Source organism: Streptomyces sp. NPDC058812, from assembly GCF_042744565.1.
Taxonomy (GTDB): Bacteria; Actinomycetota; Actinomycetes; order Streptomycetales; family Streptomycetaceae; genus Streptomyces; species Streptomyces thinghirensis.
In genome coordinates, this window is the sequence record NZ_JBHYOB010000014.1 from 91577 (window position 1) to 111114 (window position 19538).

A 19538-nucleotide genomic window follows, 5' to 3' on the forward strand; every position below is an offset into this window, starting at 1 on the left:
CACAGGTGGAACGGGGGTGGGGGCTCGGGGCCCGGGACTCAGACGAGGGGCCCGTAGAGGCCGGGGCGGCGGTCCTTCAGGTACGGGTTGGCCTCGCGGGAGGCGGCGAGGAAGTCCGGGTCGACGTCGGCGAGGACCAGCTCCTCGGCGCGCCCGGCGCGGGCGCGGGCGGTCCCGTCGGGTCCGGCGAGTGCGGACAGCCCGACGAACTCGAACTCGCCCTCCCGGCCGACGCGGTTGACGTACGCCACGTACATCTGGTTCTCGAAGGCCCGCACCGGCACGACGGACTCGGCGACGAACTGGAACGGGTGCATCTGCGCGGTCGGGACGAGCAGCAGGTCGGTGCCGGCCAGGGCGTGGGCGCGGACGTTCTCCGGGAACTCCACGTCGTAGCAGATCATCAGGCCGACGGTCACCCCGTCGAGCTGGGCCTGGACGACGGGCTGCTCGCCGGGCGTGAAGTGGTCGCGCTCGAAGCAGCCGAAGAGGTGGGTCTTGCGGTAGTTCGCCACTCGGGTGCCGTCGACGGAGATCAACTGGACGGAGTTGAAGACGCTCTCGCCCGCCCGCTCCGGGTAGCCGTACGCGACGGCGAGTCCGTGGCGTCCGGCGATCTCCGCGACGGCGTCGGCGGAGTCGCCGTCGGCCGGCTCGGCGAGGACGGCGACGTCGTCACCGATCGCGTACCCGGTCAGGAACAGCTCGGCGGTGACCAGCAGCCCCGCCCCCGCGGCGGCGGCCCGGCCCGCGGCCGCGTCGAGGACCTTGAGGTTCTCGGCGGTGGAGCCGGGCCGGCCGGAGCTCTGGAGCAGGGCGGTGCGCATGCGTGTTCCTCACCGGTGGGAGGGGGTCGGGGGGCCAGATAGACGGTACGGTCGGCGGACTCGGCCGGACAAGAAGGACCTGTTGCGCGCCGGTGAGCGGATCGTTGCGTTCGCGGGGCACCCCACGGCGATTCGTTGTGCGCCCCACCCACCCGGGGCGGCCCTGGGCCCCGCCGCGCGCTCACGCCCGCTGCCTGCCGTACCCGCGGCTCCTTCCTGAGAGGCAGATCGGGCCCCTCCTTCCCCGCCGCGCGGCGGAGGGCGTGCCCGCCCTGGGCGCGATGTGGCGGGAGCGCGGCGCCGGGACAGTGGTGGGCGTCCAGTTCGCCAGTTTCCGCCTGCTGAGAGGACCTCCATGAAACGCCGTACGATGACCGCCGCACTCTGCGCCGCCCTGCTCCTCACCGCCGTCACGACGGGCGCCGCGGTCGCCTCCGGCCCCCACGAGGAGCGGCCCCCGAGGGAGGCCGCCGCGCTCACCGGCAGCGCCAAGCTGTACCGGTCGGCCGGGGACGACATCACCTTCACCTTCGACGCGCATCTGGCGGCCGAGAACAACGACGACCCGCTCAAGGCCACCGGAACATTCGAGTTCAGCCACTACCTGAACGGCGAGGGCGCCCGGGCGAAGGTCGACGTCGACTGCCTGCTGACCGGCGGTGACGTGGCCGTCGTCTCCGGCGTCATCACCGACTCCGACCTGCCCGGCGCCGAGGGCAGGCGGGTCGGCGTCACGGTCCACGACCGCGGCGGCCACGACCGCCTCGGTTACAGCTGGGCCTCGACGGGCAGCCCCACGGAGGGCGCGGAGCTGCCCCGGTGCGTGTCCTCGGCACCCTTCGAGAAGGTCAGGAAGGGAACCGGCGACTTCGAGGTCGTGCCCTGGCAGCCGCGGCTGTAGTGCGGGCGGCGGCGGCCAGCAGCAGCGCCGTCAGCAGATACGGCACCGCGGACAGGGCGAACGCGGTGCCGTGCCCCGCCACCGTGGCGACCGCCGCGTACGCGCCGTAGGTGGTGAGGGTGCCCAGCTCGGTGCCGAGGCCGGCGACCGAGGTCAGGGTGGCCCGGCCGGTGTCCTGGATGCGCTGCTGGAGACGGGCGTCGGCCAGCACGGTCGCCAGCTGGAAGCCGCCGAAGGCCAGCGCGACCAGGACCAGGGCGGCCGGTGTGCCCGCCGCGGCGCCCACGGCCAGGGCCAGCGCCGAGCCGGTGAGCAGGGCGGCGAACCCGGTCGTGGTCAGGCGTTCGGCGGCACCGGCCAGCAGGCTGCCGGCCGTGGCGCCGGCCCAGATCACCAGCAGCAGCCAGGGGACGGTCTCCTGCGCCACGCCGGTGTCGCGCGCCAGCAGCGGCGTGTACTCGTCGAGGGCGCCCCACACGGCGGTCACGGCCGGTACGAGGAGCAGCGCGCCGCGCACGGACCGGTCGGTGCGGGCCTCCGCGAGTCCGGCACGCAAGGTCGCGGACCATCGGTCGCCGTCGGCGGACGGTGTGCGGTGCTCGGGGAACCGGGTGGCCACGACCGCCCCGGCCAGGCAGACCAGCACGCTCGCCGCGCCCACCGCCTCGTATCCGCCCCAGGCGAACACCGGCCCGGCCAGGCCCATCGCGGTCATCGTCGCGGCGATCCCGACCGCCCGCGCCCGGCCCATGACGCGGGCGTACCGGTCGGCCGCGCCGGCCCGGTCCAGTTCGTCGTAGACCAGCGCCTCCAGCGCTCCCGAGCCGAGCGCTCCCCCGGCGCCCCACAGCACGAAGCCGAGCGCGAAGGCGCCGTAGGAAGGCACGAGCACCCACAGGGCGAACCCGGCGGCGGTGAGCAGCGGGCCCAGCACCAGCAGCAGCCGCCGGGAGACGGCGTCGGCCCAGGCGCCGGAGGGCACCTCCAGAACCACGCTGGTCAGCGACCACACGGCGAACAGGGAGGACATCTGCCAGACGGACAGACCGGTGTCGCTGAACAGCAGCGCGTACACCGGGTACAGCAGGACGAATTCGTCGCAGAACGCGGAGCCGTACAGCGTGCGCGTCAGCCGCCGGATACCGGCGGGGGCGGGGGCACGCTCGGGTGAGAGAGTCATGAGGCCTTCCCGAGGGGGCGGATCGGACACCGGAGGTACGGCGTCCGAGGCGGCCCCCGGGAGGAGGCACTGCTGGTGGATCAATGTCGCCAGGTCATGACACCGATGCTAGACGGCACACGGCCCGCTGCCCACCGATTACCCGTGCCCACCGACTGACTGCCCGTGCCCACCGACTACGTGGGTGACCCCGACGAGAAGCGCCGCAGCAGCGGCGACAGCACCAGCACGGACCGGGTCCGCTCCACGAACGGCTCCCCGGCGATCCGCTCCAGGACCCGTTCGAAGTGCCGCATGTCGGAGGCGAAGACCTGGGCGACCGCGTCCGCGTCCCCGGTGACGGTGGACGCGGCCACGACCTCCTGGTAGCGCTCCAGGCCCCGCTGGATGGTCTCCGGCGAGGTGTTGCGGCGGCAGAAGATCTCGACGAACCCCTCGGTCTCCCAGCCGAGCGCGGCGGGGTCGACCCGTACGGTGAATCCGGTGATGGCTCCGGTGGCGCGCAGCCGGTCCACGCGCCGTTTCACGGCGGGCGCGGACAGGCCGACGGACTGCCCGATGTCCGCGTAGGAGCGGCGGGCGTCCTCGGCGAGGGCGTGCACGATGCGTTCGTCGAGATCGTTCAGCACTGCGGGGGGTTCACTTCGTTTCTGGAGCTACTGGAGCTACTGCTGCTTCTGGGCTTCTGAGGTGTCCGGCGTGGCGAGCCGGGAACGACGATGGCCGTACCCGAAGTAGAACACGAGCCCGACGGCCATCCAGACACCGAAGACCACCCAGGTGACGGTGGACAGGCTGCCCATCATCCAGACGCAGAAGGCGAAGCCCAGCGCCGGCAGGACCGGTGCCAGCGGCACCCGGAAGGTGCGGTGCATGTCCGGACGGGTCCGGCGCAGCACCACGACGGCCACGTTGACCAGGGCGAAGGCGAAGAGGGTGCCGATGCTGGTGGCGTCGGCGAGCTGCCCGAGCGGGATCGCGGCGGCCAGGACGCCGCAGAACAGGGAGACGATCAGTGTGTTGGCGCGGGGCGCGCCGCTCTTCGGGTGGACCCGGGAGAACACCTTGGGCACGAGCCCGTCGCGGGACATGGCGAACAGGACGCGGGTCTGGCCGTAGAGCACGGTCAGGACGACGCTGGCGATGGCGACGACCGCGCAGAACGCCAGCAGGGTGCCCCAGAACTCCTGCCCGGTGACGTCGGTCATGATCTGGGCGAGGGAGGCCTCGGAGTCGGTGAAGGTCCGCCAGGGCCTGGCGCCGACGGCGACGGCCGCGACGAGGACGTACAGCACCGTGACGATGATCAGGGACAGCATGATCGCCCGGGGCAGGTCGCGCTGGGCGTTCTTCGCCTCCTCACCGGCGGTGGAGGCGGCGTCGAAGCCGATGTACGAGAAGAAGAGCGTCGCGCCGGCCGCGCTGACGCCGGCCATGCCGAGCGGCATGAAGTTCTCGTAGTTGCCGGAGCGGAAGCCCTGCACGCCGATCGCGCAGAACATCACCAGCGCGGCGATCTTGACGACGACCATGATCGTGTTGGCGCGGGCGGACTCGCGGGCACCGCCCAGCAGGAAGGTCATGGCGAGGAGCACGACGATCAGCGCGGGCAGGTTGAAGATGCCGCCGTCGCCGGGCGGCGCCGAAAGCGCGGCCGGGATGGTGACGCCGATGGTGCCGTCGAGGAGTTCGTTGAGGTACTCGCCCCAGCCGACGGCGACGGCGGCCACGGACACGCCGTACTCCAGGACCAGACACCAGCCGCAGATCCAGGCGACCAGCTCGCCCATGGTGGCGTAGGCGTACGAGTACGAGGAGCCGGCGACCGGGATGGTGCCGGCCAGCTCTGCGTAGGACAGGGCGGAGAAGAGTGCCGTGAGGCCGGCGATGACGAAGGAGAGGGTGACGGCCGGGCCGGCCTTCGGGACGGCTTCGCCGAGGACGACGAAGATGCCGGTACCGAGGGTGGCGCCGATGCTGATCATCGTGAGCTGCCACAGGCCGAGGGACCGGCGGAGGGTGCCGCCCTCGCCCTGGCCGCCCTCGGCGACCAGCCGTTCCACGGGTTTGCGGCGCATGAGGCGCGCGGCCAGGCCCGGGGACGAGGGGGTGGCCGGTCCGTCGTGGTGCGGGGGTGCGCCTTGGTCAAGCACGCGTTGACTCCTTTGTCGCTGCCGGTCGCGCCCGTCGGTGTGAGCGGACGGGCTCGCGGCGGGCTCTGGAGCGGCGGGGACCGGCGGGCACGCTCGTGAAGAGCGGGAACCCACCGAGCGGAGTCCCCGCCACGCCACGTACAGCGCAGAACACTACGAGGGGTGCGGTCTCCCGGTAATGCAGCAACCTTGCGCATCTCCGCACGATCGTTGCGTTCACCGGGGCCGGGCGCGTGTTCGTTGCGCGGAGGCTGTGGAGCGTTGCGTACGGAGGTCGGCGGGCAGTGGATCGTCCCTGGTCAGCGGCCGTCCGGCTCGCCCGCGATCGCCCGCGCCTCAGCCGCGTCCGCCGCGTCGAAACCGATCTCTCCGGGCCGGTCGCGTGCGGCCTCCTGGGCGTCGATCCAGCGCAGGTGCGCCTCCCAGGCGGCCTGCTTGCTGGTGCCCAGCGCGGCCCCGATCTGCGACCAGGAGGCGCCGGCCTCCCGGGCCGCCCGGACGGTGAGCTGGCGCCCGTAGGCCGCCTTGCGGGCCACCACCTCGCTCAGCGCGAGCAGTTCGAGGAGCTGGGTGCGGTCGAGCGCCTCCTCGTCACTGCCGTCCCCGGCCAGGGACTCACGGGTGCGCAGCTCGTCGAGACGGGCCACGGCGGTCAGCAGGGTGTACTGCGGCTCGATGCTCTGCGGTGCCGTCATGCGCCCCGCGTCGCGTCAGGGTGACTTGACGTCAAGCCACCCTGACGACGCCCGGACTCAGGTGTGCTCAGCTCCAGCTGGCGTGCAGCGGCTTGCCCTCGGCGTAGCCGGCGGCGCTCTGGATGCCGACGACGGCCTTCTCGGCGAACTCCTCCAGGGAGGCGGCACCGGCGTAGGTGCAGGAGGAGCGGACGCCCGCGATGATCGAGTCGATCAGGTCCTCGACGCCCGGGCGGGTCGGGTCGAGGAACATCCGGGAGGTGGAGATGCCCTCCTCGAACAGCGCCTTGCGGGCCCGGTCGTAGGCCGACTCCTCGGAGGTGCGGTTGCGCACCGCGCGCGCGGAGGCCATGCCGAACGACTCCTTGTAGGGGCGGCCGTTGGCGTCGTGCTGGAGGTCGCCCGGGGACTCGTAGGTGCCCGCGAACCACGAGCCGACCATGACGTTGGACGCACCGGCCGCGAGGGCCATCGCCACGTCGCGCGGGTGCCGGATGCCGCCGTCGGCCCACACGTGCTTGCCGTACTTCTTCGCCTCGGCGGCACACTCCAGGACCGCGGAGAACTGCGGCCTGCCGACACCGGTCATCATGCGGGTGGTGCACATGGCACCGGGGCCGACGCCGACCTTGATGATGTCGGCGCCCGCCTCGATCAGGTCGCGCACGCCCTCGGCGGAGACGATGTTGCCCGCGACGATCGGGACCCGCGGGTCGAGGTCGCGCACCACCTTGACGGCGCCGATCATCGACTCCTGGTGGCCGTGCGCGGTGTCGATGACGAGGGTGTCCACGCCCGCGTCGAGGAGCTGCTTGGCCTTGCCCGCGACGTCGCCGTTGATACCGACGGCGGCGGCGATGCGGAGCCTGCCGTTCGCGTCGGTCGCCGGGGTGTACAGCGTGGCGCGCAGGGCGCCCTTGCGGGTCAGGATGCCGGCGAGGCGGCCGTCCTTGTCGACGGCGGGCGCGTAGCGGCGGTTGGCGGCGTCGAGGGTGTTGAAGGCCTCGCGCGGGTCCATGCCCGCGTCGATGAGGATCAGGTCCTTGGACATGACCTCTTCGAGCTGGGTGAAGCGGTCCACGCCGGTCAGGTCGGTGTCGGTGACCACGCCGACGGGCTTGCCGTCCCCGTCGACGACGACACCGGCGTTGTGCGCGCGCTTGGGCAGCAGGGACAGCGCGTCGGCGACGGTCTGGTGCGGCGCCAGCACGATCGGGGTGTCCAGGACGTGGTGGCGGCTCTTCACCCAGGAGACGACGTCGGTGACGACCTCGATCGGGATGTCCTGCGGGATGACCACCAGGCCGCCGCGCCGGGCCACCGTCTCGGCCATGCGGCGTCCCGCGATGGCGGTCATGTTGGCGACGACGAGCGGGATGGTGGTGCCCGTGCCGTCCGGGGAGCCGAGGTCCACGCCCTGCCGGGAGCCCACGGCGGAGCGGCTCGGCACCATGAACACGTCGTCGTACGTCAGGTCGTACGAGGGCTGGATGTCATTCAGGAAACGCACGTGCTGCACATCCCAGTCGATCAGAGGTGGCCCCCGGACAGGTCAGCCAGGGGGAAAGAGCACGTACTTCATTCTCCCATGGCTGATGGCCGATAACCCCCGGGCAGATCATCCAGGCTGGTCAGCGACCTCCTTGGAGGATCCTCCAGGGCCGAGGGTCACGAAGAGCCCCGGACCGCGGTCCGTCGCCTCGGCGAAGACCTCCTCGGCGACGGACCACTCGTCCGGCCGCTCCCGCGCGTACGCGCCCCACCCCCGTACGACGAGCACCAGGCCCCGGTCCGCCGCGCCCTCGGGCCAGACGGAGGGGTCGGCGAGGGAGTCGGCGAGCGCGTCCCAGTTCCGGCCGAACCAGCCGGGCAGCGCCAGGTCACGGGCGCAGCGGTCCATCAGGCCCGCCTTGTCCGTGACCCCGTCGAGGTCCAGCGTGACCACGAGCCGTCCCGCGGGGTCCTCGTTCATGTCGCGCCCTTCTCCCTCTGCTGATCGCCTGGTCGCCCGATCGCCCGATCGGTCGTCAGATGCCGTCGGGGTCCGTCCGGTTGAGTGTCGACTTCGGCGCCGAGCCCACCGTCATCAGGTAGTCCGCGGCCGACGTGTCCGTCACCAGGCTGGTGACGAGACCGGAGCGCAGCACCGCGTCGATGGCCGCCGCCTTGCGCTGCCCGCCCGCGATCGCCACGACCTCGGGGATACGGCGGAGCTGGTCGGCCTTGACCGTGATGCACCGCTCCCCCAGGTCCCGGCCGACCCGGCGTCCCTCGGCGTCGAAGAGGTGCGCGGACATCTCGGCGGCGACACCGAGCGAGGCGTAGTGCGCGCGCTCCTCGTCGCTGAGCATGTCGTGCACCGTAGAGATGCCGGGCTCCCAGGAGCCGATGGAGACGCAGGCGACCGTGACCTTGTCGAAGTACTCGAAGGCCCGGGCGATCCCGGTCTGGTGGCGCAGCGCCTGCGCGGTCGCCGCGTCCGGCAGCAGCATCGGCGCGTAGATGGGGTGGGCGTCGCCGCCCGACACCTGGGCGGCACGGCGCACGGCCTCGACCGAGCCGCGCTCGGCGGTCCCGGCGTCGTACACGCCCGTCAGCTGCACCACCGTGCACGGCGGCAGCTTGTCGAGCGCCGCCGCCATGTGGATGGTGGACCGGCCCCAGGCCAGGCCCAGCACGTCGCCCTCGTTGACCAGCTCGCCGAGCAGGTCGGCGGCCACCTCTCCCAGGTTCTCCGGGTCGGGCGTCTCCTCGGCGTCGGCCGGGGACTCCACCACGACGGCGTGCCGGAGACCGTAGCGGGCCCGCAGGGCGTCCGAGCGCTCGGCGTCCAGCTCGGCCGGCACCCGGATCTCGATTCGTACAAGGTCTCGCTCGAGGGCGGTCTCGAGGACCCTGGCCACCTTGAAGCGGCTGACGCCGAACTCCTCCGCGATCTGGATCTTGGACTTGCCCTCGAGGTAGAAGCGGCGGGCCATGGCCGCCGCCTGGACCAGCTCAGCGGGTCCCATCCGCATGGCTGAACGGCCCGCCGACATACCCGACACGGCGATCTCCTCACTGCTGTTCACACTCTGGATACGCCGTTCATCCTTGCAGATTCGGCGCACTTGATCAGCCCTGATGGGAGCCGTTCACGTTCTGTTCCTCAGTGGTCGCACGCCCAGGACGCCTTGGCGGTCGCCGCCTCGGCCTGCGTGCGCAATGCACGTACCGCCTCGGCCGGGTCGGACGCCCCGTACACGGCGGAACCCGCGACGAAGACGTCGGCGCCGGCGTCGGCGCACTGCTCGATCGTCGATGCCGACACCCCGCCGTCGACCTGGAGCCACAGCTCCAGACCGTGCTTCTTGATCAGCTCACGGGTGCGCCGGATCTTCGGGAGCATGATGTCGAGGAACGCCTGCCCGCCGAAGCCCGGTTCAACCGTCATGATCAGCAGCATGTCGAGTTCCGGGAGCAGATCCTCGTACGGCTCGATGGGCGTCGCGGGCCGCAGCGCCATGGACGCGCGGGCGCCCTTGGCCCGGATCTCCCGGGCGAGCCGCACCGGCGCGGCGGCCGCCTCGACGTGGAAGGTGACGGAACCGGCTCCCGCCTCCACGTACTGGGGCGCCCAGCGGTCGGGGGCCTCGATCATCAGGTGGCAGTCCAACGGGGTGTCCGTCGCCCTGGCCAGGGATTCCACGACCGGCACGCCGAGCGTGAGGTTCGGGACGAAATGGTTGTCCATGACGTCGACGTGGAGCCAGTCTGCTCCCCCGACCGCCTTGGCCTCGTCCGCGAGGCGGGCGAAGTCGGCGGACAGGATGCTGGGGTTGATCTGCGCGGCCATGCCCCAAGACTGCCATGCCCTCCGGGGGTGGGGCGGGACGGGTCCCCAGGGGACGCGGTTGTTCTTCGGCCGCGGGCGGTGTGTGGCTGGTCGCGCAGTTCCCCGCGCCCCTGCGGAGCGCCTGCGTGGGCCTGCGTCTACGCGGTACGGCGGATCAGGGACAGGTACATCGCGTCGGTGCCGTGCAGGTGGGGCCAGAGCTGGATGTCGGGGCCCTCGCCGAGGTCGGGGACGCCGGGCAGGAGCGGGCGGGCGTCGATGAGTTCGGTGCCGGGGTGCTGCTTGAGGACGTCCGCGACGACGGCGCGGGTCTCCGCGAGGTGCGGTGAGCAGGTCGCGTAGCCGACGACGCCGCCGGTCCGCACCGCTTCCAGGGCGCCGCGCAGCAGCCCGCGCTGGAGCGGGGCGAACCCGTCCAGGTCCTCGGGACGGCGCCGCCAGCGCGCCTCGGGGCGGCGGCGCAGGGCACCGAGCCCGGTGCACGGTACGTCGACCAGGACGCGGTCGAAGCTGCCGGGCCGCCACGCCGGGCGGGTCCCGTCGGCCGCGATCACCTGGTACGGCCCCAAATTCCCGTCCAGTGCCTTGGCCACAAGACCGGCCCGGTGCGGCTGCTTCTCGGAGGCGAGCAGGAAGGCACCGCGCTCGGCGGCCAGGGCGCCGAGGAGCGCGGCCTTGCCGCCCGGCCCGGCACATCCGTCCAGCCAGCGCCGGTCCGGCCCGTCCAGGGGCGCGTTCGCCAGCGCGAGCGCGACGAGCTGGCTGCCCTCGTCCTGCACGCCGGCCCGGTTCTCCCGTACGGCGTCGACGGCCCCGGGCTCGCCGCCCTCGCTCAGCCGCACCGCGTACGGCGACCAGCGCCCCGGTACGGCGGCCTCCTCGCCCAGCAGCTCGTCGGCCGTGGCCCGTCCGGGGCGGGCGACCAGGGTGACCTCGGGCCGCTCGTTGTCCGCGGCCAGCAGCTCCTCGATGCCGGACCGGCCGCCGCCGAGCGAGTCCCACAGCGCGGAGACGACCCAGCGCGGATGCGAGTGCACGACGGCGAGGTGGTCCTCGGGGTCCTCGTCGTAGGGCGGGGCGACCCGCTCCACCCACCCGTCGAGATCGTCCCGCGCGACCTTGCGCAGCACGGCGTTGACGAACTTGGCCCGCCCGTCGCCGAGCACGACCCGCGCCAGCTCCACGGTGGCGGACACGGCGGCGTGGCTCGGGATCCGCGTCCCGAGCAGCTGATGGACACCGAGGCCGAGCACATCCAGCACCGGCGGGTCGACCTCCCGCAGCGGCCGGTCGACGCAGTCGGCGATGATCGCGTCGTACGTTCCCTGCCGGCGCAGCGTCCCGTAGACCAGCTCGGTCGCGAGGGCCGCGTCCCGGGCGTCGAACTTCTCGGGCCCCTCCTTCTCCCGTGCCTTGCGCAGCAGCGGCGGCAGGACGAGGTTGGCGTACGCGTCCCGCTCGTCGACGGCCCTGAGCGCCTCGAAGGCGAGGACGCGGACGGGATCCTTCTGGGGTCTGCGGTACGGCTTGCCGGGCTTGCGGGGACGGCGGGGCTGCTCGCTCACGAAAAGGTGCTCCGGGTGTGGGATGAAGTGCGCCCACCAGCGTACGCCGGGCCGGTGAGCGGCGGTGCCAAGGCGCAGGTCAGCCGCCGAGCGACTCGCCCTCGGCGATCCGCACGCCGCGCGCCCAGTCCGCGGCCCGCATCGGCTTCTTGCCCTGGGCCTGCACCCACAGCAGCTCGACGGCGTGGGAGCCGGTGCCGACGTGCACGTTGTTCTTGCCGGCGGCGAGCTGCCCCGGGGCGAGATCCGTCCGGTCGGGAGCGGGCAGGGCCTGCACGAGCTTGAGCCGCTCGCCCCGGAAGGTGGTCCAGGCGCCGGGGGCCGGGGTGCAGCCGCGCACCACCCGGTCCACGCGCAGCGCCGGGGCGGACCAGTCGACCCGGGCGTCCTCGACGGTGATCTTCGGGGCGAGGGTGACGCCGTCGGCCGGCTGCGGTACGGCCTTCAGGCTGCCGTCCTCGATGCCGTCCATGGTGGCCGCGAGCAGCCCGGCGCCGGCGAAGGCGAGCCGGGTCAGCAGGTCGCCGCTGGTGTCGGTGGGCCGGACGGTCTCGGTGACCGTCCCGTAGACGGGGCCGGAGTCGAGGCCCTCCTCGATCAGGAAGGTGGACGCGCCGGTGATCTCGTCGCCCGCCATGAGCGCGTGCTGCACGGGAGCGGCACCGCGCCAGGCGGGCAGCAGTGAGAAGTGCAGGTTGACCCAGCCGCGGGCGGGCACGTCGAGGGCCACGCGGGGCAGCAGGGCACCGTAGGCGACGACGGGGCAGCAGTCGGGCGCGATCTCGCGCAGCCGCTCCAGGAACTCCGGGTCGCGCGGTTTCGCGGGCTTGAGCACCTCGATCCCGGCCTCCTCCGCACGTTCGGCCACGGGAGAGGCGACCAGCCGGCGCCCGCGCCCGGCCGGAGCGTCGGGCCGCGTGACGACGGCGGCCACCTCGTGGTGCTCGGAGGCGATCAGGGCGTCCAGGGCGGGAACGGCGACCTCGGGGGTACCGGCGAAGACGAGCTTCATGGGTGGGACGGGCCTCTCGGGCGGGGGCGGGTGCGGGCGACGCACCAGTCTACGAGCCCGGAGACCACGAGCAGCCGCCGACGGCGACGCACCCCCAGGGCGGACCGGACCCCGGCCTCTCGACCGACTGGAACCGAGTGGTGCGCGGGTGGGAGAGAGGGCAGCCGACGGCCGAAGGCCGAGGCGCGCACCCCGCGAAAGCAGGCGCACGCATATGCCGCCACGCCCCCACCCCGTGACCACCGGAGCGCCCACGCGTTGGTCAAGGAAGAGTTGACCACCGGACCGCCCGCGCGGCCCGATTCCTTTCAACGCCGGTTCGAGAGGCTTGTTCATGGCCGACCACGCAACCCACGACGCCCAGGCTCGGGCCAGCCTGCACTTGCTGGTGCGGGACATCGAGCGGGTCCGCCGGCAGGTGGACGCACTGCGTACCCTCACCGCCCAGTTGGGCAACGTCTACCGCCCGCGCCGCTCCGGCCCCTCCACGGGCTTCGTCGTCTACGGGCGGGCCCCCGCCCCGACGGTCCGTCTCGCCCAGGAGCTGCGGGACAGCGTCGAGACCCTGGTCACGGCCGCCGTGGACTTCGACCGTTCGCTCGGCTTCTCGTGGGACGCGGTGGGCTCCGCACTCGGCGTCACCAAGCAGGCGGTGCACCGCCGCTACGGCTCCCGCCGCGCCGCGACCCAGGCGGCTCCCGCCGAGACCCCCGAGCACGCACCGGAACCGACGGGCACCCACCCGGTCAACGTGGGCTCCGGCCTCCCCACCGTGCCCACGGTCCCGGCCGCCCGGTCCATGCCGACCCAGCCGACGGCGGGCAGCCCGGCCCTGCGCGACGACGTCCGGCCGACGGCCTTCCCCGGCCCGCGCAACGGCTGAGCCGCGACGGCCCACCAGCCCGCTGTCCGCCCGGTTCACGCTGGAGGACAGCGGGTTCCCGTGTGTGTACGCCTCCGCGCACGCCCTCACCCGATGTCGGGCGGGTCGATCCGCACCCACACCGCCGCGTCGCTCCCCCGCGCCATCCGCGCCGCCTGAGCGGCCTTCAGCGCACCGGCCAGCGCCGCCCCGCGCCCCGGCGGCACCCGGACCAGCGCCCGCTCCCAGTGCTCCCCGGGCGGAGGCGAGCCCACCCGCCGCGGACGCCCCGCGGCCGTGACCGGCAGCGGCACCGGGCCCAGCACCTCGGCCTCGCGGGGCAGCTCGACCGCGCCGAGGAAGGCGGCCACCGCCTCCGCCGGTCCCGCCACGGCCGCCATCCGCGACACCGGCGGAAAGCCCAGCTCGGCCCGCTCGGCCAGTTCCCGCACCGCATGGCCGACGGGGTCCCAGCGCACCAGCGCCTGCACCGGCCGCAGGGTCGGCTCGGCGACCGCGACGACGGTGCCCCCGGCGCTCTGCGGGCGCACCAGCGCGGAGGCGGCCAGCCAGCGCCGCAGCGCGTCCTCACCGGCGCGCAGGTCCGGCCGCCCGAGCATCGCCCAGCCGTCGAGCAGCAGGGCCGCCGCGTAGCCGCCCTCGGCGACGGGTTCGGCGCCCGGGGTGCTCACCACCAGCGCGGGCGTCTCCGGCACGGTGTCCAGCACATGCTCGCGCCCCGAGGTGCGCACCGGCACCGCCGGGAACGCCCGCCCCAGTTCCTCGGCGGTGCGGCGGGCCCCCACGATCTGGGCGCGCAACCGGAACGCCCCGCACTCCGGGCAGTGCCACCCGCCCTCCTCGCGTCCGCACCAGCCGCACCGCAGCGCGGCCCCGGACTCCTGCCCCTCCAGCGGCCCCGAGCAGTGCCGGCATCGGGCGGGCGTCCGGCACGCGGCGCACGCCATCCGTGGTACGTAGCCCCGCCGGGGCACCTGTACGAGCACCGGTCCGTGCCGCAGCCCGTCCCTGACGGCCTGCCAGGCGAGGGTCGGCAGCCGTGCGGCGCGGGCGGCCTCGTCCCGGGCGAGGTCCTGGTCCCCCACCGTCCGCACCAGCGGGGCGGCGGCCCGCACCTGCTCCCGCGCGGCGACCAGTGGCCGGGCCCAGCCGGTCTCCACGAGCTGGGCGGCTTCCACGGTGCAGTTCCAGCCGCCCAGCAGGAAGGCGCACCTGTCCTGGGCGGCGCGCAGCAGCAGCACCTCGCGCGCGTGCGGCTGCGGAGCGTGCGGCTCGCTGTGGCTGTCGTCGCCGTCGTCCCACAGGGCGACCAGCCCCAGGTCCCGCACCGGCGCGAACATCGCGGCACGGGTCCCGACGACGGCCCGCACCGCCCCTCGGCGCACCGCGAGCCACTGCGCGTACCGCTTCTCGGGTCCGGCGTCGGCGGTGAGCACCGCGTGCCGTCCCTCGCCCAGCAGGGCGGTCAGCGCGGCGTCGGCGCGGGCGACGGCCCTCCCGTCCGACAGGACGACGAGCGCGCCCCGGCCGGAGGCCAGCGTCGCCGCCACCGCCCGCGCCAGCTCCTCGCTCCACTGCGGACCGGGCAACGCGTTCCACACCGCGCGCGGCGCACCCCCCGAGGCGAGGGCCGCCACGAACGCGGCCCCCTGCTCATACCGCGTCCAGGGCCCCGGCTCGGGCACCGGCGGCGGGGGCATCGGATCGGGTGACGTCCGCTTCTCGGCGCGCGCGTTGCGCGGCGGTACGGCGAGCTGCAGCACGTCGGCGAGGCTGCCCGCGTACCGGTCGGCGACCGCCCGCGCGAGTCCGAGCAGCTCCTCGTCGAGCACCCGCTCGGGCGAGACGACCTGGGCCAGCGCGGCGAGGGGACCCGAGTACTCGGACTCGGCGAGCCGCTCGATCAGGAAGCCGTCGACGAGCCCCCCGCCCTCACGCCGCCCGTCCCGCACCCGGTGCCGCCCGGCGCCGAACCGCACCCGCACCCGCACCCCGGGCTGGGCGTCGGCGTCGAGTTCCTCGGGCACGGCGTAGTCGAAGTACCGGTCGAGGTGGAGTACGCCCTTGTCGACGAGGACCCGGGCGACCGGCAGTTCCCTGGCGAGCGCGGCTCCGCGCCAGGTCCGCGGCTTGGCCCGCGGCGCCTTCGCCTCGCGCACGCTCGCCCGGATGAGCGCGAGCTGCTCGGGCGGCGCGTCCTGAGCGCCGCCGCCCGCCGGTTCGTTCTCGCTGCTCACGCCTGCATTCCTACCAAAGGCCACTGACAAACGACGGTGCCCGGACGCGCACCGCTGCGCCACGTGCCCGCCCCTGCACACGCGCGGACACACCGAGGCCCGGCGTCCCCACCGGGGACACCGGGCCTCGCGACGTGCCGTCGGGCGGGGCGCGTCGGGCGCCTTACAGACCCGCTGCCTGCCGCAGCGCCTCCACGCGGTCCGTGCGCTCCCAGGTGAAGTCGGGAAGCTCGCGGCCGAAGTGGCCGTACGCCGCGGTCTGGGCGTAGATCGGGCGGAGCAGGTCGAGGTCACGGATGATGGCGGCCGGACGGAGGTCGAAGACCTCGTCGATCGCCTTCTCGATCTTCTCGGTGTCGATCTTGGCGGTGCCGAAGGTCTCCACGAAGAGACCGACCGGCTCGGCCTTGCCGATGGCGTAGGCGACCTGGACCTCGCAGCGGGCGGCGAGGCCCGCGGCGACGACGTTCTTGGCGACCCAGCGCATCGCGTACGCGGCGGAGCGGTCGACCTTGGACGGGTCCTTGCCGGAGAAGGCGCCGCCGCCGTGGCGGGCCATGCCGCCGTAGGTGTCGATGATGATCTTGCGGCCGGTCAGGCCGGCGTCGCCCATCGGGCCGCCGATCTCGAAGCGGCCGGTCGGGTTGACCAGGAGGCGGTAGTTCTCCGTGTCGAGCTTGATGCCGTCGTCGAGCAGCGCCTTCAGCTCCGGCTCGACGACGAATTCCTTGATGTCGGGAGCCAGCAGGGACTCCAGGTCGATGTCGCTCGCGTGCTGGGAGGAGACGACGACCGTGTCGAGACGGACGGCCTTGTCGCCGTCGTACTCGATGGTGACCTGCGTCTTGCCGTCCGGGCGCAGGTAGGGGATCGTGCCGTTCTTGCGGACCTCGGACAGGCGCTTGGACAGGCGGTGCGCCAGGAAGACCGGGAGCGGCATCAGGGTCGGCGTCTCGTCGGACGCGTAGCCGAACATGAGGCCCTGGTCACCGGCGCCCTGCCGGTCCAGCTCGTCCTCATCGCCCTCGACGCGGTTCTCGTAGGCCGTGTCGACGCCCTGCGCGATGTCCGGCGACTGGGCGCCGATGGAGACCGAGACACCGCAGGAGGCGCCGTCGAAGCCCTTCTTCGAGGAGTCGTAACCGATCTCCAGGATCTTGCCGCGGACGAGGTTGGCGATGTCCGCGTAGGCCTTGGTGGTGACCTCTCCGGCCACGTGCACCAGACCGGTGGTGATCAGGGTTTCGACGGCGACCCGAGAGGTCGGGTCCTCACGCAGAAGCGCGTCGAGAATCGTGTCGCTGATCTGGTCAGCGATCTTGTCGGGGTGACCTTCGGTCACGGACTCCGAGGTGAACAGGCGACGGGACACAACGCTCCCTGGGGTTGCAGCGGCTGCTGGCTGATCATTGGTGGACGGCACGGGGAGCTGCACCCGGCGACGTCCGAGAACAGTTTATCGGTCGCACTCCACCACGGGCCCACCCGTCTCGCCTCTCGGAAGGGCTGTGACCTGCGGCACGGGCATTCTGCCTGGAACGCAGCACCCTTGGCCAGGGCCGCCACGCTCGAATGCGCGGGGTTCGCGAGCCGGGTGGCGTGAATGAGTCGTTCAGCCGAGCCGTTCGGCCACGAGGTCCCACACCGTTTCGGCCAGGGCTTCCTTGGGGCCGTGCGCCACCGGGGTCTCGCTGCCGTCGGCGCCGAGGACCACGGCCTCGTTCTCCTCGGACCCGAAGGTCTTGCGCTCCCCCACCTCGTTGACCACGAGGAGGTCGCAGCCCTTGCGCTTCAGCTTCGCCCGGCCGTTGGCGAGTACGTCGTCGGTCTCGGCCGCGAAGCCGACGACCACCTGCCCGGAGCGGGCCCGGTCCGTGGAGATCTCCGCGAGGATGTCCGGGTTGCGCACCAGGGTGATCGGCGCGGGTTCCTGGTCGTCCTTCTTCTTGATCTTCCCGGCGGCGTACGTCGCCGGGCGGAAGTCCGCGACCGCCGCGGCCATGACGACGGCGTCGGCGTCCGCCGCGGCGCGCAGCATCGCCTCGCGCAGCTCCACGGCCGTGCCCACCGGGACCACGTCGACGCCCGCCGGGTCCGGCAGCGACGGGTTGGCCGCGACCAGCGTGACGCGGGCGCCCCGGGCGGCGGCGGTGCGGGCGAGGGCGTAGCCCTGCTTGCCGGAGGAGCGGTTGCCGAGGAAGCGGACCGGGTCGAGGGGCTCCCGGGTGCCGCCGGCGCTGACGACGACGTGCCGTCCGGCGAGGTCCGGCTCGCGCACGCCGCGGGCGAGCACCCGGCGGCAGACCTCGAAGATCTCGCCCGGGTCGGGCAGCCGTCCCTTGCCGGTGTCGACGCCGGTGAGGCGGCCGACGGCCGGTTCGATCACGAGGGCGCCGCGCCGGCGCAGCGTCGCCACGTTCTCCTGGGTGGCCGGGTGCTCCCACATCTCGGTGTGCATGGCGGGGGCGAAGACGACCGGGCAGCGGGCCGTGAGCAGTGTGTTGGTGAGGAGGTCGTCGGCGAGGCCGTGGGCGGCCTTGGCGAGCATGTCGGCGGTGGCCGGGGCGACGACGACCAGGTCGGCGTGCTGGCCGATGCGCACGTGCGGGACCTGGTGGACGTCGTCCCACACCTCGGTCGACACGGGATTGCCGGACAGCGCGGACCAGGTGGCGGCGCCGACGAAGTGCAGCGCGGACGCGGTGGGGACGACCCGGACCTCGTGCCCCGACTCCGTGAACCTGCGCAGCAGCTCACAGGCCTTGTACGCGGCGATGCCGCCGCTGACCCCCAGAACGACCTTGGGCTTGTCCACCGTCTCTCCCCGTCTCCCCGGCTCGGATGTCGCGTACGACCCATCACACACCACAGGCCCGACAGTCGGACTGCCGGGCCTGTGGAAAAGTCAGCGTGAGGCTGAAAATAATACCGCCGGTGTTACTGCGCCGGACCCTCGATGGCCTCGGAGGTCAGCAGCCCCGCGTTGATCTCGCGCAGGGCGATCGAGAGCGGCTTCTCGTGGACGTGGGTGTCCACGAGGGGACCGACGTACTCGAGGAGGCCCTCACCGAGCTGCGAGTAGTACGCGTTGATCTGGCGGGCCCGCTTGGCCGCGTAGATCACGAGGCTGTACTTCGAGTCCGTGGCCTCGAGGAGCTCGTCGATCGGCGGGTTGATGATGCCCTCGGGCGCGGAGATGGAAGAGGACACGCTCTACCTTCCGATGGATGGGAAAGATTCAGTCGGGACAATCGCAGGGTGACCAGTAGCGATCACACGACGTTCGTCAAGGCTAGCAGCTCGCGCGCCACGTCCTCGACGGAGGTGTTGACCAGGGTCTGGTCGAACTCCGGCTCGGCCGCCAGCTCGACCTTGGCCGCGGTGAGGCGGCGCTCGATCACTTCCGGCGGCTCGGTGCCCCGGCCGGTGAGCCTGCGCACCAGCTCCTCCCAGGAGGGCGGGGCCAGGAACACCAGCTGGGCCTCGGGCATGGACCCGCGGACCTGCCGCGCGCCCTGGAGGTCGATCTCCAGGAGCACCGGCTCACCGGCCTCCAGGCGCTCCAGTACGGCCGCACGCGGTGTGCCGTAGCGGTTGCCGGCGAACTCGGCCCACTCCAGCAGCTCACCGTTGGCGATCAGCTTGTCCATCTCCTCGTCGGTGACGAAGAAGTAGTGGACACCGTGCTGCTCGCCGGGGCGGGGCCTGCGGGTCGTCGCCGAGACCGACAGCCAGACCTCGGGGTGTTCCTTGCGCATATGGGCGACGACCGTGCTCTTGCCGACCCCCGAGGGGCCGGAGAGCACGGTCAGCCGCGGACGTGCGTCCGGGGGTACGGGGGACGTCCCCCGGGGTGTTGCAGCCATGCAGCGATTATTCCAGCAATCCCGGAGTGGTCCGGACTCAGCTGCCGGTGCTGCCGAACTCGCGCTCCAGGGAGGCGATCTGGTTGGAACCGAGTCCACGCACGCGGCGGCTCTCGGAGATGCCCAGTCGCTCCATGATCTGCTTGGCGCGGACCTTGCCCACGCCCGGCAGGGACTCGAGGAGGGCGGAGACCTTCATCTTGCCGATGACGTCGTTCTCCTGGCCCTGCTTGATGACCTCGTGGAGGGAGGCGCCGGAGTGCTTGAGTCGATTCTTGACCTCGGCCCGCTCCCGGCGAGCCGCGGCGGCCTTTTCGAGCGCGGCTGCGCGCTGTTCAGGGGTAAGGGGCGGAAGAGCCACGCCTACGTCACCTCGGATGTCGA

The 19538-nt window shown here is 73.0% G+C and carries 19 protein-coding genes; 2 read left to right on the forward strand and 17 right to left on the reverse strand.

The annotated features are described in order from the left end of the window. Positions 1-38: 38 nt before the first annotated feature. Positions 39-827 (reverse strand): carbon-nitrogen hydrolase family protein, encoded by a 789-nt coding sequence (locus ACFW48_RS26460; RefSeq protein ID WP_386318523.1) that lies wholly within the window; start codon positions 825-827, stop codon positions 39-41. Between the two features lie 355 nt (positions 828-1182). Here ACFW48_RS26460 and ACFW48_RS26465 point away from each other — a divergent pair, with 355 nt between their 5' ends. Continuing rightward, the gene (locus tag ACFW48_RS26465; RefSeq protein WP_386318525.1) at positions 1183-1728 is read left to right on the forward strand and encodes a Repetin; all 546 of its coding nucleotides are present in this window, start codon (positions 1183-1185) and stop codon (positions 1726-1728) included. On the opposite strand, the gene ACFW48_RS26470 is transcribed toward ACFW48_RS26465, so the two are convergent. The 10 genes from ACFW48_RS26470 to fmt form a co-directional block, all read right to left on the reverse strand. Beyond that, entirely contained in the window at positions 1676-2908 is a 1233-nt protein-coding gene (locus ACFW48_RS26470; protein WP_386318527.1) for an MFS transporter, read from the reverse strand. The genes ACFW48_RS26465 and ACFW48_RS26470 overlap by 53 nt on opposite strands. 176 nt (positions 2909-3084) lie before the next feature. Beyond that, the gene (locus ACFW48_RS26475) at positions 3085-3537 is read right to left on the reverse strand and encodes an Lrp/AsnC family transcriptional regulator (RefSeq protein WP_055415902.1); all 453 of its coding nucleotides are present in this window, start codon (positions 3535-3537) and stop codon (positions 3085-3087) included. A gap of 36 nt (positions 3538-3573) precedes the next feature. Continuing rightward, a complete protein-coding gene (locus ACFW48_RS26480; protein WP_386318529.1) occupies positions 3574-5061 on the reverse strand; it encodes an amino acid permease in 1488 nt (495 codons plus the stop codon). Between the two features lie 299 nt (positions 5062-5360). Further along, the gene (locus ACFW48_RS26485) at positions 5361-5756 is read right to left on the reverse strand and encodes a hypothetical protein (protein WP_386318531.1); all 396 of its coding nucleotides are present in this window, start codon (positions 5754-5756) and stop codon (positions 5361-5363) included. A gap of 67 nt (positions 5757-5823) precedes the next feature. Beyond that, positions 5824-7266 (reverse strand): GuaB1 family IMP dehydrogenase-related protein, encoded by a 1443-nt coding sequence (locus tag ACFW48_RS26490; RefSeq protein WP_386318533.1) that lies wholly within the window; start codon positions 7264-7266, stop codon positions 5824-5826. 108 nt (positions 7267-7374) lie between these two features. Beyond that, the gene (locus ACFW48_RS26495) at positions 7375-7728 is read right to left on the reverse strand and encodes a barstar family protein (RefSeq protein ID WP_386318535.1); all 354 of its coding nucleotides are present in this window, start codon (positions 7726-7728) and stop codon (positions 7375-7377) included. A 55-nt stretch (positions 7729-7783) separates the two neighbouring features. After that, on the reverse strand, positions 7784-8827 hold the full coding sequence (locus ACFW48_RS26500; RefSeq protein ID WP_386318537.1) for a sugar-binding transcriptional regulator: 1044 nt from the start codon (positions 8825-8827) through the stop codon (positions 7784-7786). A 77-nt stretch (positions 8828-8904) separates the two neighbouring features. Further along, positions 8905-9591 (reverse strand): ribulose-phosphate 3-epimerase, encoded by a 687-nt coding sequence (rpe, locus tag ACFW48_RS26505; RefSeq protein WP_055415908.1) that lies wholly within the window; start codon positions 9589-9591, stop codon positions 8905-8907. A 137-nt stretch (positions 9592-9728) separates the two neighbouring features. Further along, on the reverse strand, positions 9729-11156 hold the full coding sequence (locus ACFW48_RS26510) for an RsmB/NOP family class I SAM-dependent RNA methyltransferase (protein WP_386318539.1): 1428 nt from the start codon (positions 11154-11156) through the stop codon (positions 9729-9731). Between the two features lie 79 nt (positions 11157-11235). Continuing rightward, positions 11236-12168, reverse strand: a complete 933-nt coding sequence (gene fmt / locus ACFW48_RS26515) for a methionyl-tRNA formyltransferase (protein WP_386318541.1) — start codon at positions 12166-12168, stop codon at positions 11236-11238. Positions 12169-12502: 334 nt separating this feature from the next. On the opposite strand from fmt, the gene ACFW48_RS26520 reads away from it, so the two are divergent. Beyond that, on the forward strand, positions 12503-13051 hold the full coding sequence (locus ACFW48_RS26520; protein ID WP_345637718.1) for a hypothetical protein: 549 nt from the start codon (positions 12503-12505) through the stop codon (positions 13049-13051). Positions 13052-13137: 86 nt separating this feature from the next. On the opposite strand, the gene ACFW48_RS26525 is transcribed toward ACFW48_RS26520, so the two are convergent. The 6 genes from ACFW48_RS26525 to ACFW48_RS26550 all read right to left on the reverse strand — a co-directional run bounded on the left by ACFW48_RS26525 (position 13138) and on the right by ACFW48_RS26550 (position 19515). Further along, on the reverse strand, positions 13138-15288 hold the full coding sequence (locus ACFW48_RS26525) for a primosomal protein N' (protein ID WP_386318543.1): 2151 nt from the start codon (positions 15286-15288) through the stop codon (positions 13138-13140). Between the two features lie 163 nt (positions 15289-15451). Continuing rightward, positions 15452-16660 carry a methionine adenosyltransferase gene (gene metK / locus ACFW48_RS26530; protein ID WP_121745891.1) on the reverse strand — a complete coding sequence of 403 codons (1209 nt, stop codon included), beginning with the start codon at positions 16658-16660 and terminating at the stop codon, positions 15452-15454. Positions 16661-16900: 240 nt separating this feature from the next. Next, the gene (gene coaBC / locus ACFW48_RS26535; RefSeq protein ID WP_386318545.1) at positions 16901-18103 is read right to left on the reverse strand and encodes a bifunctional phosphopantothenoylcysteine decarboxylase/phosphopantothenate--cysteine ligase CoaBC; all 1203 of its coding nucleotides are present in this window, start codon (positions 18101-18103) and stop codon (positions 16901-16903) included. Between the two features lie 122 nt (positions 18104-18225). Next, the gene (gene rpoZ / locus ACFW48_RS26540) at positions 18226-18498 is read right to left on the reverse strand and encodes a DNA-directed RNA polymerase subunit omega (protein WP_003977348.1); all 273 of its coding nucleotides are present in this window, start codon (positions 18496-18498) and stop codon (positions 18226-18228) included. Positions 18499-18560: 62 nt separating this feature from the next. After that, positions 18561-19154: a guanylate kinase gene (gene gmk / locus ACFW48_RS26545; RefSeq protein ID WP_386318547.1), complete on the reverse strand. Its 594-nt coding sequence runs from the start codon at positions 19152-19154 to the stop codon at positions 18561-18563. Between the two features lie 37 nt (positions 19155-19191). Next, positions 19192-19515 (reverse strand): integration host factor, encoded by a 324-nt coding sequence (locus tag ACFW48_RS26550; RefSeq protein WP_003977346.1) that lies wholly within the window; start codon positions 19513-19515, stop codon positions 19192-19194. Positions 19516-19538 lie beyond the last annotated feature (23 nt).

Bases quoted from the DNA above. Each gene is read 5' to 3' on its own strand.
- ACFW48_RS26460 (WP_386318523.1), bottom strand. From the start codon at position 827: ATGCGCACCGCCCTGCTCCAGAGCTCCGGCCGGCCCGGCTCCACCGCC.
- ACFW48_RS26465 (WP_386318525.1), top strand. From the start codon at position 1,183: ATGAAACGCCGTACGATGACCGCCGCACTCTGCGCCGCCCTGCTCCTC.
- ACFW48_RS26470 (WP_386318527.1), bottom strand. From the start codon at position 2,908: ATGACTCTCTCACCCGAGCGTGCCCCCGCCCCCGCCGGTATCCGGCGG.
- ACFW48_RS26485 (WP_386318531.1), bottom strand. From the start codon at position 5,756: ATGACGGCACCGCAGAGCATCGAGCCGCAGTACACCCTGCTGACCGCC.
- ACFW48_RS26495 (WP_386318535.1), bottom strand. From the start codon at position 7,728: ATGAACGAGGACCCCGCGGGACGGCTCGTGGTCACGCTGGACCTCGAC.
- rpe (WP_055415908.1), bottom strand. From the start codon at position 9,591: ATGGCCGCGCAGATCAACCCCAGCATCCTGTCCGCCGACTTCGCCCGC.
- fmt (WP_386318541.1), bottom strand. From the start codon at position 12,168: ATGAAGCTCGTCTTCGCCGGTACCCCCGAGGTCGCCGTTCCCGCCCTG.
- ACFW48_RS26520 (WP_345637718.1), top strand. From the start codon at position 12,503: ATGGCCGACCACGCAACCCACGACGCCCAGGCTCGGGCCAGCCTGCAC.
- gmk (WP_386318547.1), bottom strand. From the start codon at position 19,154: ATGGCTGCAACACCCCGGGGGACGTCCCCCGTACCCCCGGACGCACGT.